Origin of the sequence: Nocardia sp. NBC_00416 (assembly GCF_036032445.1) — a bacterium.
Lineage (GTDB): Bacteria > Actinomycetota > Actinomycetes > Mycobacteriales > Mycobacteriaceae > Nocardia.
This window is the reverse complement of record NZ_CP107932.1, coordinates 3,530,982-3,545,932: the sequence shown is the minus strand read 5'-3', so window position 1 is coordinate 3,545,932 and position 14,951 is coordinate 3,530,982. Positions and strand designations below refer to the sequence as shown.

General features: G+C 68.7%; 12 protein-coding genes. 10 read left to right on the top strand and 2 right to left on the bottom strand.

Annotated elements, in window-relative coordinates; translation table 11 throughout:
* The first annotated feature begins 7 nt into the window (after nt 1-7).
* On the top strand, nt 8-865 hold the full coding sequence (locus OG804_RS14905; protein WP_328397913.1) for a hypothetical protein: 858 nt from the start codon (nt 8-10) through the stop codon (nt 863-865).
* Nucleotides 866-1,538: 673 nt separating this feature from the next.
* On the opposite strand, the gene OG804_RS14900 is transcribed toward OG804_RS14905, so the two are convergent.
* Nucleotides 1,539-2,162, bottom strand: coding sequence for a hypothetical protein (locus OG804_RS14900; RefSeq protein ID WP_328397911.1), 624 nt, complete (start codon nt 2,160-2,162; stop codon nt 1,539-1,541).
* Nucleotides 2,163-2,269: 107 nt separating this feature from the next.
* Nucleotides 2,270-3,094 (bottom strand): helix-turn-helix domain-containing protein, encoded by an 825-nt coding sequence (locus tag OG804_RS14895; RefSeq protein WP_328397909.1) that lies wholly within the window; start codon nt 3,092-3,094, stop codon nt 2,270-2,272.
* Between the two features lie 720 nt (nt 3,095-3,814).
* On the opposite strand from OG804_RS14895, the gene OG804_RS14890 reads away from it, so the two are divergent.
* From OG804_RS14890 to OG804_RS14850, 9 genes are all read left to right on the top strand, one after another.
* Complete coding sequence (locus OG804_RS14890) at nt 3,815-4,597, top strand: hypothetical protein (protein WP_328397907.1); 783 nt, start codon at nt 3,815-3,817, stop codon at nt 4,595-4,597.
* Nucleotides 4,598-4,602: 5 nt separating this feature from the next.
* On the top strand, nt 4,603-5,838 hold the full coding sequence (locus OG804_RS14885; protein WP_328397905.1) for a cutinase family protein: 1,236 nt from the start codon (nt 4,603-4,605) through the stop codon (nt 5,836-5,838).
* Nucleotides 5,835-6,953: a lipase family protein gene (locus OG804_RS14880; RefSeq protein WP_328397903.1), complete on the top strand. Its 1,119-nt coding sequence runs from the start codon at nt 5,835-5,837 to the stop codon at nt 6,951-6,953. Before OG804_RS14885 ends, OG804_RS14880 begins: the two co-directional genes overlap by 4 nt.
* Nucleotides 6,950-8,092, top strand: coding sequence for a lipase family protein (locus OG804_RS14875; protein WP_328397901.1), 1,143 nt, complete (start codon nt 6,950-6,952; stop codon nt 8,090-8,092). The genes OG804_RS14880 and OG804_RS14875 overlap by 4 nt, the downstream gene beginning before the upstream one ends.
* 109 nt (nt 8,093-8,201) lie before the next feature.
* Nucleotides 8,202-8,909, top strand: coding sequence for a hypothetical protein (locus tag OG804_RS14870; protein WP_328397899.1), 708 nt, complete (start codon nt 8,202-8,204; stop codon nt 8,907-8,909).
* Nucleotides 8,910-8,931: 22 nt separating this feature from the next.
* Nucleotides 8,932-10,749, top strand: coding sequence for a BTAD domain-containing putative transcriptional regulator (locus OG804_RS14865; RefSeq protein ID WP_328397897.1), 1,818 nt, complete (start codon nt 8,932-8,934; stop codon nt 10,747-10,749).
* A 750-nt stretch (nt 10,750-11,499) separates the two neighbouring features.
* Nucleotides 11,500-12,678: an AAA family ATPase gene (locus tag OG804_RS14860; RefSeq protein WP_328397895.1), complete on the top strand. Its 1,179-nt coding sequence runs from the start codon at nt 11,500-11,502 to the stop codon at nt 12,676-12,678.
* 60 nt (nt 12,679-12,738) lie between these two features.
* On the top strand, nt 12,739-14,436 hold the full coding sequence (locus OG804_RS14855; protein WP_328397893.1) for a VWA domain-containing protein: 1,698 nt from the start codon (nt 12,739-12,741) through the stop codon (nt 14,434-14,436).
* A 113-nt stretch (nt 14,437-14,549) separates the two neighbouring features.
* The gene (locus OG804_RS14850; protein WP_328397891.1) at nt 14,550-14,939 is read left to right on the top strand and encodes a hypothetical protein; all 390 of its coding nucleotides are present in this window, start codon (nt 14,550-14,552) and stop codon (nt 14,937-14,939) included.
* Nucleotides 14,940-14,951: the final 12 nt, after the last annotated feature.

The window sequence follows — 14,951 nt, the reverse complement described above, 5'->3', positions numbered from 1 at the left end:
ATCCTCTATGCGACACCCCGAGCACGGCACCCGCCGCGCCCGATTCCCCACCACGCGACGCCAGCGCCTGAACCGGTGCTCCGGCCCGCGTGGCGTGGTGGCCCTGCCCGCGCCCGGCGCCGGCGATCGGGCACAAGTGATGAGCGGTAAGAACCGGAAACGCACCAACACCCGGATTGGCCACCACTCCCGCCGCCGCACCAGTAGTAGCGCTGGTGGTGACCCTGAGCGGTCGGTGTCGCGGTATCCCGAGGACTCGCTGATCGAGGTGCTGCTGCTGTGCATGATCGCCCGCCGGGCCACGGTCGAAACCAGCGAGCACGCCGGGGCGGATGTCCACCAGGTCTGGGGGTTCGGCTGTGTCGATGAAGCGACAGCGCAGAACCAGACGTTGATGACGTTCACGGCAGCGGACCTCGCGGTCGGTGGTGCGGTACTGGAATACGCCTTCAGCCTGCACTCTGATATTCCGGGGATTTGGGGCTACGGGCTGGCCTTTGTCGGGACGGTCGGTTCCCTGACCTCGGGTGCTCCGATGACCAGCGATACGCGCCGGGCCTTCCGCGAGGGTCGCGTGAGCGCCGGCCGCGTCGAGGAGTTGGAGTTCTCGGCGGTCATCTACGACGCCCGCGGCCGGATGCACTCCGCGACACTTCCTTTTATCACCCCCACCGCACCCCCGAAATACACCCACACCGAGACTGCTTCGCGGACAGACGAGTTCGTGGATGCCTTCCATGCCGACGGCATCGATACCGACCTCTGGCTCGCCGCCCTCACCCTCGATATCTGGCGCCACGAACAACTTCTGCACCGCCTGCTGCCACAACTGTCGGCCAAAAAACCTGGCCGATTCCTCCGATGACAGTGGGCGAACAGCCGAACCGCCTCCGTCACCCCGCCTGCAGGGCGCTCGGGAATCTCAGGCGGCCGGTTCGGCGATGATCCTGGGATCGCTTGCCATGCACCAACTTCTCCACCACACCCGCCCGCACTGGCCCGAACTCTCCCCGGCCGTCGCCGGGCCCGCGATGCAGGCCCGCCACCACTCCACACCACCAGCCCTCGGGTGTCCATCAGCCACCGAGACATCTACCCCTGTCGAGGACCAACCGTGATTTCCCTGCACCACATCAGAGTTGCGCTGGCAACCGGCGCAGCCCTGACCGCGCTCGTCGCCCTGGCCTGCACCACCACCTCCCTACACCGACCCGCGACTGGCGAGACGTTGCGACTCACCCATCACGTCACCCCGCTCGCCACTCCAGGATGCCTGGAAGCCGGCACCTTGGAACGGATTTCGGGTGCCGGGCCAGAGGGAACCGCGGCCGGACCAGATGCGGTTGGATATCGCCATTATCTCCCGGCCGCCCCCTGGGGCGGAATCTCCTTTCCCGGAACCGCCGAGAGTGACCCGCAGCCGCGACGATGATGGTCGCGGACGCAAAAGAGGTTTGGAGCGAGACCGATCCCCCGCAACGTGGCCACAGGCTCTTTCGCGCCCGGCCGCCCAGCTTGGCCACTTGCCGGTCGATTGGTCAGGGTCGGGTGAATCCGATGCCGTGGTTGATGCACCACTGGAGAACTTCGGCTCCGAGTGTGTCGGGAGCGGTCAGCAACCCAGTGCGAAGATCTTCGGTGTTCACTGGTGGTGTGTGGTCTAGGTTGTCGAGGAACGCTTCGACGATGTCGGGCCATCTCGGCATTCCCCAGTCGGTATCGCGGACGCTGTCTACCGGTGCCATCGCGGCGTTCATGGCGATCATGTAGTCGTATCCGTGCTGGTCTTCGATCTGCGAGCAGGTGTCGAATACGGCGCCGACGGTGTGGGTCCAAGCTTCGTAGAGGGGGCCGAGATAGTCGGCGACCGTGCGGCCGGCGATGACCCGGTCGGGCCGGATGACCTCCATCTCCAGCGCAGGCCAGTCGCATCGGCCCCGGCGGATGCGGTCGTGCACCAGCCTGAACATCACCACATTGGCAGCGAACATCTCGCCGTCGCTGATTCGGTTGAGGCCATTTCCGCCATGGGCGAATTCGACCTCGGAGTTGCGCCATGCGCGTTTCGTGATCCCGGCCGCGGCGAACGCGACCGGATCAGCGTCCTCACCGGCCATGCTCCGGAAGCCGGCTTGCAGAACACCGATATCGACATACTCCATCACACGTCTCCCCGGTTGTGAACCGTCAGCTCCTGGCAGCCGCGGCCTTCGACAGGTACAACCTATGCGTCACGGGGTGAACTCGCGGGGCCACTGCCGGTGCTGCATCAGGGACGTCCTCGCTCTTCGCCCTGGTGGGCACTGGCTGATGATCCCGGGATTGCGGTGGCGAGCAGGATCTCTTGGGTTTGGGTGACTGGGGAGATGGCGAGGGTGAGTGAGTAGGTGTTGTGGGTGTCGGGGTTGTGGCATTGCAGGGGGTTGCTGGTGTCGCGGCCGTAGATGATGTCGATGGTGGTGTGCCAGACCTCGTTGAAGGTGGGGTTCTTGGCGAGGTCGGCCAGGAGGGCTCGGGCTCGGGGGGAGTCGCGGTAGCGGGCGAGTCCGGGCCGCAGCGAGGCGACGGTGTAGACGGCTTCGGCCGGCCAGTTGAGGACTGTGTCGTTACCGGTCGCGCTGAACATCCATTGGGGGACGCCTCCGATGTCGACCAGGCCGGGCAGCGCCGTTCGCCAGGCGTGGTTCGTCGCGAGAATCTGTTTGAGCGGGTCGATGAAGGCCGCCGGGACGCCGTGCTGTTCGAGTTTGTCGAGGTGCTGGATGAGCCGCGGTGTGCCGGCGATGAATCGGCGTAGCTGGGGGATCGAGGACAGCTTGCGGGCAGGGGCGCGGAGTTCGCGCAGGTATTGGGCTTGGGCGCAGGAGAGTTCGTAGCCGGCGGTGATCTGTTCGAGCAGGTCGAGGCTGGGTGTGCGTTTTCCGTCTTCGATCTGGCTGAGGTAGGAGCTGCTGACCCGATGGCGCTCATGGGCGTCGGCGCGGGTCAAGCCGATGTGCTCCCGGATGGCGAGCAGCATGCTGGGTAGGTCCGGAATCCGCGCCCTGGGCGCGGGCCCAGAGTCGGGTGCGAATCGGTGTGCGGTCGTGGCCATGCGGCACCCCCCGAAGGTGTGAGTCGACGAGGACGGCACAGTTCTGCCAGTGAATTCCCGCCCCCGAGTGGACATCAACGAATATCACACCCGAAACCGGGCGGGCAACAGAAAATTTCACCGCCAGCCTCAAATGCAGTGACGTACGACACTCTCGTCAGAACTGCTGGCGTGGCACGAACTCTTCGGTGTTGACACAATATTTGTTGATTCCGCACATTCGCGCAGCTCGCCGCCTGTTTCGAGTGTTGACACTATTGTGTTTACGCAAAATAGGTGCGCGCAAACTCTTCCGTTGCGGCTTGTTCGGGGGTTTGGATAAAGGCGTCAATCCAAATACCGGAAAGGAATTCGATGGACCCCTACATCATTTTGACCTGGGTGGACACCGGACTGTCCGCGCTCGCGAACGGGCTGTCGGCGGCTTCCCAGCTGGCCGGGATCGTGCTGGCTTTCCTCTGATCCATTCGCCTGCGACACCCGCTCTGCCGGAGCTTCCGATGCCCCGGTAGAGCGGGACCGGGCAGGGTGATCATTCTTTCCGACATTTCCCCTTACCCCTCGATGAAGGGTTGTTTCCGCATGCCTTTTTACCGATATTTGACTCCGTTCTTACCGCCTGCGCCGCTACGGAATAGTCGGGTGCGCGGCAGCGGTGAATCCCACTGTGAACGGTATAGGCCAATCATTTCCGGTGGCCGGATCGCATTCGCTGCGGCATTGCCGGTAGCGATGATGGTGGCGGCCCACCCAACGGCGTCTGCGGCGGCTCCGTTGTCGGCGGCGATCGCCGACCAGCCGGGGGTCACGGGCCCCGCCCAACCGGGGACGAGCACACCGCCTCCACCGCCCCCGCCTGCTCCCGGGCCGCCGGTGTACTACGCGCAGCCGCCGGAGGTGCGCAACGAGGCACTGTGGCGTCCGGCCCCGGCCATGGAGGAACCGGTGGAACCGGTACGGCTCGAGCACCTGCATCTGCCGGCTCCGGTTCCGGCAGTCGCGCCGATCGCGCCTCCGCCGGACACGATCCGGATCGGCCAGTGGCAGGCCCCGAGCCCGCCGTGGGTGCCGCCGGAGGTCCGCGACACCATCAATGGGGCCGCGGCTACTGCCGAGGCCCAGGTTGCGACCGCGCTGGACTCGGTCGGTATCCCGGCGGGTCGCTCCGATCGTGTCAGCGGGGCGACTCTGGCCGGTGCCGGGCTCGGTGGCGCGGCCGGAGCCGCCGCTGCGGGTGTTCCGGCAGCTGCCGCCGGTGCGGTGGTCGGTGGCCTGATCGGAGGCACCGTCGGTGGAATCGCCGGGGCCGCGTTGGGCACCGTTGTGCCGGTACCGGTGATCGGCACCGTTACCTCCGGAGTGGCCGGGACCGCGATAGGCGCCGCTGCCGGAGCCGCCGCAGGTGCAGCGATCGCGGGTATTCCGGTCGCGGTAGCGGGCGCGTTGGCCGGTGGCACCGTGGGCGCGGGGTTCGGCGCCGGTGTCGGGGTCGGTCAGCAGTGACCGCCGTGAACCGAACCCGCCACAGCATCGCTGCCGCGCTGGTAGCCGGAGTATGCCTGGCCTCCGTCGCGGTGGCGAGCATCCCGGCTTCGGCCGCCCCGGTCGGAGACGGGTGCGCGGGCTTGCACATCTTCGGTGTCCAAGGCACCGGCCAGTCCTCCCCGAGCGCGGATCCGAGCGCGGATTCCGGTGTCGTCGGTGCGCTGATCGCGCCCGTCCTGGCGGCGGCACCCGGGTTGGTGTCGCGCAGCTACATCCCCTACAGCGCCGGATTCGGTGGCGCGGTGCCCGGCGGGGGCGCGGCCCCGTACACGGTGTCGGTCACCGAAGCCCGGCACCGGCTGGATACGGACGTTACCCGGCTCGCGGACGCGTGCCCCGCGACGGCGATCGCGGCGGTCGGATATTCCCAAGGCGCGCAGGCGGTGTCGTGGCTGGCTCGCGATATCGGCGCAGGGGACGGGCCGGTTCCGCCCGAGAAGGTCGCGGGTATCGCGTTATACGCCAACCCCGACCGGGCCCATGGCTCACCGGTGTTTCCCGGTCGTCCGGGGCAATCGGTGCCGGATTCTGCTCCGGGCACCGTGGGCCGGTCGGTTGCGGGGGTACAGATGGGTGTCGCGGCTGCGCCGGGCTCCGGGATCGCTGGAGGCGGCCTCGGCTACGGGGCATTGGCGGGCCGGGTGGCCGATATCTGCGCTGTGGGTGACCTGGCGTGCTCGGCGCCGGACCGGGCAGCGCTGTTGCGGCTCGGCGCCGAGATCGCCGCGCGCGCCAATCTGCGTGACCCGGTTGCCGCAGTGAATTCGCTGGCCGCGCTGCTGTCGACTGCGTTGGGTGATGCGTGGACCACCGTGCTTCTCAATGACTTCCACCTCACCGATGGCCGTGCCGACTACCAGCCCACGGTGTCGTTGGCGCAGAGGCTGATCGATGCCGCCGACCCACGCCTTCCCGCACCGGGACCTGCCGAGCACGCCGCGGCGGCGGCCCGCTGGAACGCGATCACCGCCACCGTCGCGGCGAACCCACTGGTAGTCGTTCCTGCCCTGGCCGGGCAGCTCGATGCGGCGTGGGGGCAGTTGCTCGCCGATAACGCCGCACTGGCCGATCCCCCGGTCTGGGCGGGTTTCGCGGGAACTGTGGCCGCGCACACCGACTACGCCGCCGCGGGACTGCTCGCTTCCGGTACCGCCTGGATGACCGCGCTGGCCCACGACCTCGCCGGAGACCGATCGTGACCGACCCCACCGCGACCTCCGACGACGACTTCTACAGCGCGCCGTTCCTGAGCTTCGACTCCCCGCCCGGCACCCTGCTCCGACGTCGCCCGGTGATCCCGCCCGGCATCACGGACGTCGGTACTGCCTGGCAGGTCGTGTATGCCACCCGCTCCGGGTTCGGAGTCCCGATCCCCGGCTCGGGAACAGTACTGATCCCCGACCGCGTCACAGTTGCGGAGCGGCCTGGGATCTTGCTGTACTGCCCGACCTTTCACGGTCTCGGCGGCGAGTGCGCGCCGTCGCAGAAACTGGCCGCCGGCACCGAACCCGAAGCGCCGCAGATCCAGGCCGCGCTCGACCGCGGCTGGACCGTCGTGGTTCCCGACGGGATCGGGCTCGGAATAACCGGTATCGGCCCGCACCTGTGGCTTTCGGGCGCGGCGGCAGCACACGCCGGACTCGACCTGCTGCGGACGGTTCCCCAACTCCTGGACTCAGATGTGGCAACCACCGCGTCGGTGGTCTGGGGTTACGCCGACGGAGGCCGCGCCGCGCTATGGGCTGCTGAACTCGCCCCACGATATTGCCCCGACCTCGACCTGCGTGGCGTCATCGCCGGAGCCGCCGCCACCGATTTGGCCTTCCTGGCTGAAGCTCTCGACGGCACCCCCTGCGCCGGACTGGTCCTGGCCGCAATCGCCGGGTTGGGACGCGCCTATTCCCACCTGCCGATGGACCACCTGCTCACCCCGTCCGGGGCGCTCGCCTCACGACAAGCGCGAGAACTGGACGTGGCCGGGCTGCTCGCACAGCATCGAAACTCCTCACTGAGCCACTGGTGCGAACGTCCGGATCCGTGGAATGACCCCATGTGGAGCTATCTCCTGCGCACCGAACACCGCAGCGGACACCTCCCACAGGTCCCGGTGCACCTCTACCACGGCACCAACGACCCGGTGATTCCCATCGCGATGGGCCGACAACTCGCCGAGGACTACCGCGCCCACCACATCCAGGTCAGCTGGTGCGACTACCCCAGCGACCACACCACCACCCTCACCGCGGCCACCGAGGACGCCCTCGACCACGCCGCCGCATTCACCTACGAACCAGCCAGGGAGCCCCATCTGTGAACATCACCGACTTCTACCAGACACCGAACCTGCGCGAAGGACTACGACCCGGCGACCTCATGCGCACCCGCGCGGTATTCACCCCGCAAATCGAGGCCGCAGCGGATGCGTGGCAGATCGTCTACGTCTCCACCAATTCCCGTTCCCAGCTCATCGCGGCCTCTGCGATCGTGCTTATCCCCGACGCGGTCCCCGACCCAGGCACGGCCGCGATCGTGTTGTACTGCCCACCGTTTCGCGGGCTGGGCGGTGCGTGCGCGCCCTCGCAACTACTGGCCACCGGTGGCGAACCCGATGCCGCCGCCATTGAGGCCGCCCTGCAACGGGGATGGGTGGTGGCCATCCCCGACGGCGCTGGGCTCGGCGTCGGTACCGGGCCGCATGCTTTCCTCGCCGCGCGCGCCGGCGCCAAGCTCGTGCTCGATCTCGCCCGCGCCGTCTACCGGGGCGCGAACCTCGATCTGCCTGTGGCCCCGGTGGTGGTCTGGGGCTACGCCGACGGCGGGCGAGTCGCCGCAGCGGCCGGGGAACTGCACCCCTGGTACGCGCCCGAAGTCGATCTGCGTGGCACCGCGGCCGGTGCCGTCGCCTCCGACCTCGCCGCCCTGGCCCCGGTGATCAGCCAGGGCCCGGACCCGGGACTGGGGTTGGCCGCGCTGATCGGGCTGGCCCGCGCCTACGACCAGCTTCCCCTGCGCCATGTCCTCACCGACGACGGAGTCTCCGCCGCAGCCGAAGCCCAGCACCTCACCGGCCTTGAACTGCTGCAACGGTTCCCGCAGCCTCTGGCGCATTGGTGCCGGCGCCCCGATCCCTGGAACGACCCCTGGTGGCGGCGCGTGCTTGCGCTCGAGACCCTCGCTCACGTCACACTGGCGACGCCTTTGCACCTGTATCACGGTGAACTCGACCCGATCGTGCCCGTGCACGCCGGCCGACGCACTCTCATCGCCTACCGGCAGCGCGGCACCACGGTGAGCTGGCGCGAGTACGACGCTGACCACCGCTCCACCGCACGCCTGGCCATCAACGATGTCCTCGCCCGGCTCACCGACACCCTCACCAGCCGCCCGGCAACCACACCCGTTCAAGGCCACCGGGCGAGGGAGGAGGGCGTCGAGCACACGAGCCACCACTGACCCCTCCGGGGACCCTGCCCGCACCGCCGCTCTTCCCCCTGCCGGGTGCGGGCAGGCCCCGGAGCATCACATTCCGGCCCGCGATCAACCCCGTGACGAGGCGAGGTGAATGAGCTACCCCGACCCACCACCCGATGACGACGACGCCTGGGAATGGTTGGACGAGCCACGGTCCACCTCCCCGCGGCGCGCTGTGCCCGAGCCCGACCCGGACCCCGAACTGCCGGAAAGTCGTTGGCTGGTCGCGCTGCCGCGGACTCCGGACACCGGCGTCACGGGTGGCTACCGGTCACGGTGGTCCACAGTGCGGAATCGGCTACCTGCCGGGGGCTGGGCGGTGCTGGCCGCTGTCGTCGCGATCCTGATCGGTGTGGTGGCGTTATCGGTCGATTCCGGTGACACGGGCGAGGAAGCGGTTACCACGACGTCGCCGAGCGCGACGCCCGCGCCGGAAGGTGCGTGTACCGGGTTGTCGGGCACAGTGGTCACCGACCGTGCCGGGGATCCGGCCACGGTGCCCGGCGTGATCGCCACGTTCCAGGCCGCCTACTATCTGAGCCGCGATGCCGGGGCCGCGATGCGGCTGGTGGCTCCCGAGTCCGGGATCGCCTTCGACGGGCTTGCCGCGGGGATCGTGTCGATCCCGGTCGGTACCACGCATTGTGTGGCGATCACCCCGATCTCGGCGACCACCGCGAACGTGCACATCGTCGAACTGCGCGCCGACGGGCAGCGCATCGACTACCTCCAGGTCGTCAACACCCACGCTGGTGAGGGCGGTGCCTTGCTGATCAGCAACATCCAGAGGCAAGGATGACCCCGGCCACCGGCATGCCAGCATGAACGCCCCACCCGCGCGCACAGGCCCGCAGGCGCCACTGCTGATCGCGGTCGCGGGCCTGAGTCCACGCGCCGGGACCACCACAACCACCCTCGCTCTCGCCCACACCTGGCCCGGCCCAGAACCCGCTCTGATCGTGGAAGCCGACCCCGCAGGCGGACAACTCGCCGACATGGCCGGCATCGACCCATATCTCGGACTGGCGAGCCTGGCCCGCACCGTCACCACCGGTGCGCCGATCGCCCCGGACAACCTGGCCCGGCACGTGCAGTTCCTGCCCGGCGGGCAGGCACTGCTGGCCGCGCCACCCCACCGCGATCCCGGCCGCGCCGCTTTCACCGTCGAGCTATTGGCCGGTCCCTCCCCGAGCTGGCGCAACCTCGGGGCCACCGTGTTCGCCGATTGCGGCGCCCCCGAGCCGGATTCGGATATAGAGCCGGTTCTGGCTGCTGCCGATGCCTGCCTGGTCGTCGTGCGTGCCGATCACTGGGACTCCGACTCGGCCGCCCACCGCATCCGCGTACTCACCCGCCACAGCCGACGGCCGGGGATCGTGCTCATCGGTGCCGATGCCCGCGGCGAGTTCGCCACTGCCCTGGGGATCCCGCTACTGGGTGCCCTGCCCAACAGCCGCGCCCGCGCCGAAGCGCTGCTACACGGAACCCGCGCACCACGCCGCCGCGCGCCCCTGCTCCCGCCAGCCCGAGACATCGCTGCGGACTTGAACATCCTTCTGCGCACCCCCACCCACCGCGACCGGCCCGCACAACAGCCCACCAGGGCCGCCACACGCCGCAACGGCCGAACCCTTCCCCAGAACGCCCCTCCGACGATCTATCGCCTCGAACAGCCACCAGCGGCCACACCGGACCCCCCCACACCCGGGCCTGCGATCACAGAACACACTGCACCGCCGCTGGCCCGCAACCTAGTCCTCGGTCGCGAGCGCGAGGATGCCGGCCACCCCGGTGAGGACGAACTCGCCGCGGCACCCGAGCCCGGCCTCGATATCGAGCCCGCGGACTCCCCACCGGTTCCGGTACCACTGGAGGCTGCTCCTGCCCTGACATTGCGGGTCTTCGGGCCGACACGGATCTTCTGGCGTGCGCGGGGGACTGCGGAGACGGTGGAGGTCACCGCACAGTTGCAGCCCCGTATCCGTGAGCTGCTGACCGTGCTCGCCCTGCACCCGGAAGGGCTGTCACGGGCCCAGTTGATCGACATGCTGTGGGGCGAACGCCCACCCGAGCGGGGCACCAGCACGCTCACCAACACCCTGAGTCGGCTACGCACCTCCCTCAGCACCGCCACCGGCGGACAGATCACCGGGCTGCTCACCGACGACCGGACGCACTACCGCCTGTCCGACACGTCGGTCCGCGTCGACTACTGGGACTTCAACGCCGCTGTCGCCGAACGCCGTCGCGCCGACAGCGACTCCGACCAGGCCGCCGCTGCCCGCCGTATCGCGGAGCCGGCCACCAGCGAACTGGCCAGCGACCTCACCGATTCCTGGGTAGAAGCGCTACGCGAATCGGCACGACGCAGCGCCCTCAACGCATTGAGCTGGCTGGCCACCCGCAACACCGAAAACGACCCACGTGCCACCCTGGGCCTGCTCGAGACAACCGCCGAAAGCGACCCCTACAACGAAACCGTGTGGCAAGACATTCTCCGCCTGCACGCCCGCCTCGGCGAATACGCCGCCCTCGCACGCACCTACTCACTCCTCACCCGCACACTCGCCGAAATAGGCCAAACCCCGAGCCCTGAAACCCGGCAGCTACTCGAACAACTCCGCCGCACCAAGAAATAGAGGGCAGTCAACCCGGACCATCCCGAATTCAGTGAATATCGATTATTGTGTAGATTGAATTCGTAGGGTCGTGGAATATTCGAAATGGCATGCTGTGAATTCTGTGAAGTCGCAAATAAGATTAATGGAGAATTTTTTGCGGTGATGATTCGGCTGTAGGCTTGGGGTGGTGGGCCGATCGGGTGGGGTGGCTCGATGAAAAATAATCCGTGCACTGTTCGGCGGTGAGGTTCCGTGCCCTATTCGGTGAGGTGATCAAATCGACCCCCCGTACCCCGGCAAAAATGCAGGTAGGGGGCAGTATATCCGGTTGGGTGTCACCCGGGATTGTCTATACACAAAGCTGTATAGACATGCTCTGCGGTGCGTGTATCCGCCTCCTTCCGGCTGCCCTCGTGCTGACAGTCACCTGTCGTCCTCCCTCGTCCTCCCTCGTATCCTCATTCCTTTTCATTTCTCATTCTTCTGTTCGGCTTTCATCGGATTTGTCGTTTGAAGAACGGGCACAGCCGGCCCCGGCGCTGCGCGCATTTCTTTCCTGTCTTGCGCGGCCGAATTCGCGCGATAGAGGCGAAATTCCGTAATTATTTCTGCCTTTTCGGGTTGTGAGCCCGCTGTGGGTCGAGCTAGCGTCGAGCCGTTCCCGGAATTCACCGGGAAATTCCGCAAATCCTATTGGTGGCCTCGCCACACGTATGCCACGATCCGCGCTGTGGTGCATGAAATGGGATTGAACTTTCAGGAGATGAAATGGCGAACAACGCGACCCCGGCCCCCGTTTCCGGTGCTCGGTTGGGCAATGGTGAATTGCGGCGCATGGTGGCCGGTGCGCTGGCCAACAATCCGGGCGGTGAGCTGTCGCCGCGCGAGATCGCGAAAACCCTCGGGCGTTCGTCCGGGGCTGTCGGAAACGCACTCGAGGCCCTGACCGGCTCCGGACACGCCGACCGCACATCGGCCTCCCCACGCCGCTACCGCGCCAACGCACAGACCGCCGCCGCTGCCACCCCGGCCCCCGCTGCCTCCCCGACACCGGCCCCCGCCACCAGTAGCTCCGCCGCCCCGACCCCGGCCCGCCCCCGCCCGGCACGCAAACCCGCCACCACCCCGGCACCGGTCACACCAGCGCGTAGCGGTAACACAGTGGCGCGGCCGAACGGGCAGGACTACCACATGCGCCAGCTCGCCGGGCGCGCCGATGTGGACGTATTGCAGACCATGCGCACCGCCGAGGTCCCGGTCCTGCTGTACGGGCCGCCCGGAACCGGGAAAACGTCGTTGATCGAGGCCGCCTACGGGGATCTGTTGACCGTGCAGGGGGACGGGGACACCACGGTCGCCGATTTCGTGGGCGAGTACACCCAGAACCCGGACGGCACCTTTGTTTTCGTGCACGGGCCGCTGGTCCGGGCGATGCGTGAGGGCCGGGTGCTGTTCATCGACGACGCGACCCTCATTCCGCCGACGGTGCTGTCGGTGGTGTACCCGGCGATGGACGGCCGCCGCGAGATCGTGATCAAAGCCCACGGCGGCGAGGTCGTGAAAGCCGAGCCCGGTTTCTTCGTGGTGGCCGGACACAACCCCGGCGTGCACGGCGCGATCCTGTCCGATGCGCTGGCGAGCCGGTTCGCGTTTCAGGTGCAGGTCGGCTCCGACTACGACCTCGCCGGACAGCTCGGAGTCGACAAACGGGCCGTGAAGGTGGCGCGCAACCTGGCCGCCCGCCAGGAAAAAGGCGAGATCGGGTGGGCACCCCAGCTGCGCGAGCTGCTGGCCTTCCAGAAAATCGCTGCCGCCACCGACATCGACACCGCCGCCGCCAACTTGATCGGGGCCGCCCCCGAGGACGACCGACCCATCGTGGCCGACGTGGTGCGCTCCGTGTTCGGCACCCGCCTCACCCCGCTGGCGCTGGGCCCCCGCCTCTGACCGCCGCGCGGCCCCTCATCCCACACCGACCCACCCCACCTCTGGAAGGAACTCGCCGCAATGACCGGACATTTGATCGCCGACCCGACCACCACCCCTGCCCTCGCGCCCGCCACCGACGGCTGGGACACCCTCTCGGCCGCGCTCACCAGTGAGGCCCCGCCGATCGCCGACCGCGAGGACCTCGTGGTCACCATCGCCCCGGGCGCGGCGCACGGACACCCGGCGGTGTTCATGCCGCACCGGGCCGCGATCGAACTCGACGGCACCCTCCTCGGTATCGACCCGGCCACTGCCCGGCCGGACCGCAACAGTGACCGCGCCCGCTACGCCGCCACGTGGGGTGCGTTCGTGCACGAGTGCGCCCACGCCCAACATTCCCGCTGGGAGGCCCCGCCGGTGGCCGACCCGGCCGTGGTCGAGGCCGCCCTGCTGTTGGAGGAGTCCAGGATCGAGGCCGCCCAGATACGCCGCCGCCTTGATGACCGGCACTGGCTCCGCGCCAGCGCGACCGAGATCGTGATCGGTGACAACGGCGGCACCGATGCCGCCACCGCGATCCCACCGACCCCGTATTCGGCCGCCCACAATGCCGCCCTCATCCTCGGGCGGGTCGACGGCGGCATCCTCGAACCGGCCGAAACCGCACCCGCCGCCCAAGCGATCGAGTCCATCCTCGGCACCGACAACCTCGACAAACTGCGGGCCATCTGGCGCGAGGCCCACACCGTCGCTGACGACGACACCGACACGATGCTCGAACTCGGGCAGCGGTGGCTCGATATCGTCGGCCCGGACCCGCACGCCGACCCGGTACCGAACTCGGTGCTGTCCGCCGGTATCGGTGCCACGGTCGCCAACGTGGCGAGTGCGGTGGCGGCGCAGCCGGTTCCGGTCGACCCGGCCGAGGCCGCCGCCGACGCGCGCCGTGCCGCCACCCGTTCGGCCCAACGCGCCACCGCGCAAGCACAACGAGTGTTCGGTGACGGTACCGGTCACGGTGTCTCGACCAGCACCCACAACACCCGCACCCCTAGCCGGAACGAACACGGCGCCGCGCGGGTGCTGGCCCGCGCCCTCGACACCGCCGCCACCCGCGAGCGCGCTGCCGTGAGAACGACCTCGGTGTTGCCGCCGGGCCGGTTGCGGATGCGTGGCGCGCTGGCGCGTGAGGCCCAACGCGCCGCCGGGGCGATCCCGACCGCCGAGCCGTTCACCCGCACGACCCGCAAAACCGTTCCGCTGCCACCGTTGCGAGTCGGGATCGCCTGCGATGTTTCCGGTTCGATGGACAGATTCGCCGCGCCGGTGGCCTCGGCCGCGTGGATCATCGCCCGCGCGGCAGAACTGGCCACCATGCCCGCCGAAACCGCCACGGTCACCTTCGGGGCCTCGGTCAAACCGATCACCTACCCGGGCACCGCGCCCACACGGGTCACCGAGTTCGACTGCCCGGACTGGCACCACGTCATCGACACCGCCATCGACGCCCTCGACGGCGCACTCGGCCTGTCCCGGCCCGGGGCGACGCGGCTGCTGGTGATCATCTCCGACGGCGACTACGACGGCGCAAACCGCGACCGCGCCCAGAAACGCCTCGACGCACTACGCGCGGCCGGGTGCGCGGTGCTGTGGCTCTCCCCGGCCAACGGCGTATCGAACCCGCTGGACGGGGCGACCGTGCACCGGATCACCCGCCCAACCACCACAGCCGCCGCCATCGGCCGCGCCGCCACCGCCGCCGTACGCAACGCATAACCCCACACCGTCTCCCGGGGGCGCGGCGCGCCCACCGCGCCCCCGAGGAGGGCTACTCGCCGAACAGAATCCCCCAGCCAATGCATGGCACTCACCAGAACAGGCGCAACAGAATGACCAGCACCAACACCCCCGAAAACCCCGAAAACCTGGATGCCGATCGTGACGACGCCGTCGAGGTGCTGCACCAGCAGCAGTACGAGGCCGCCGACCGCGCCGATCTCGCCCGCCGGTTCGGGGCCATGGCCGCCGCCCTACGCGACGGCGACCTCCCCGACACCAGCGAACCGGTGGAGCTCGGCGCCCACCGTGTGGACGCCGCACTCGCCGATCTCACCGACCTGCGTGCCGATGCCGCTGCCGCCGGTCACATCCCCCCCCTTGAGGCCCGGCTCCTGCCGGTCACCCCGGCGGGGGAGGCCGCCGACACCATGGCCGCCCTCGACACCCACCTGTCCACCGGCGGGCGGCTGCCCGCCCTGTGGGGCGACGCCCACCCGTAACAACCACCCGCC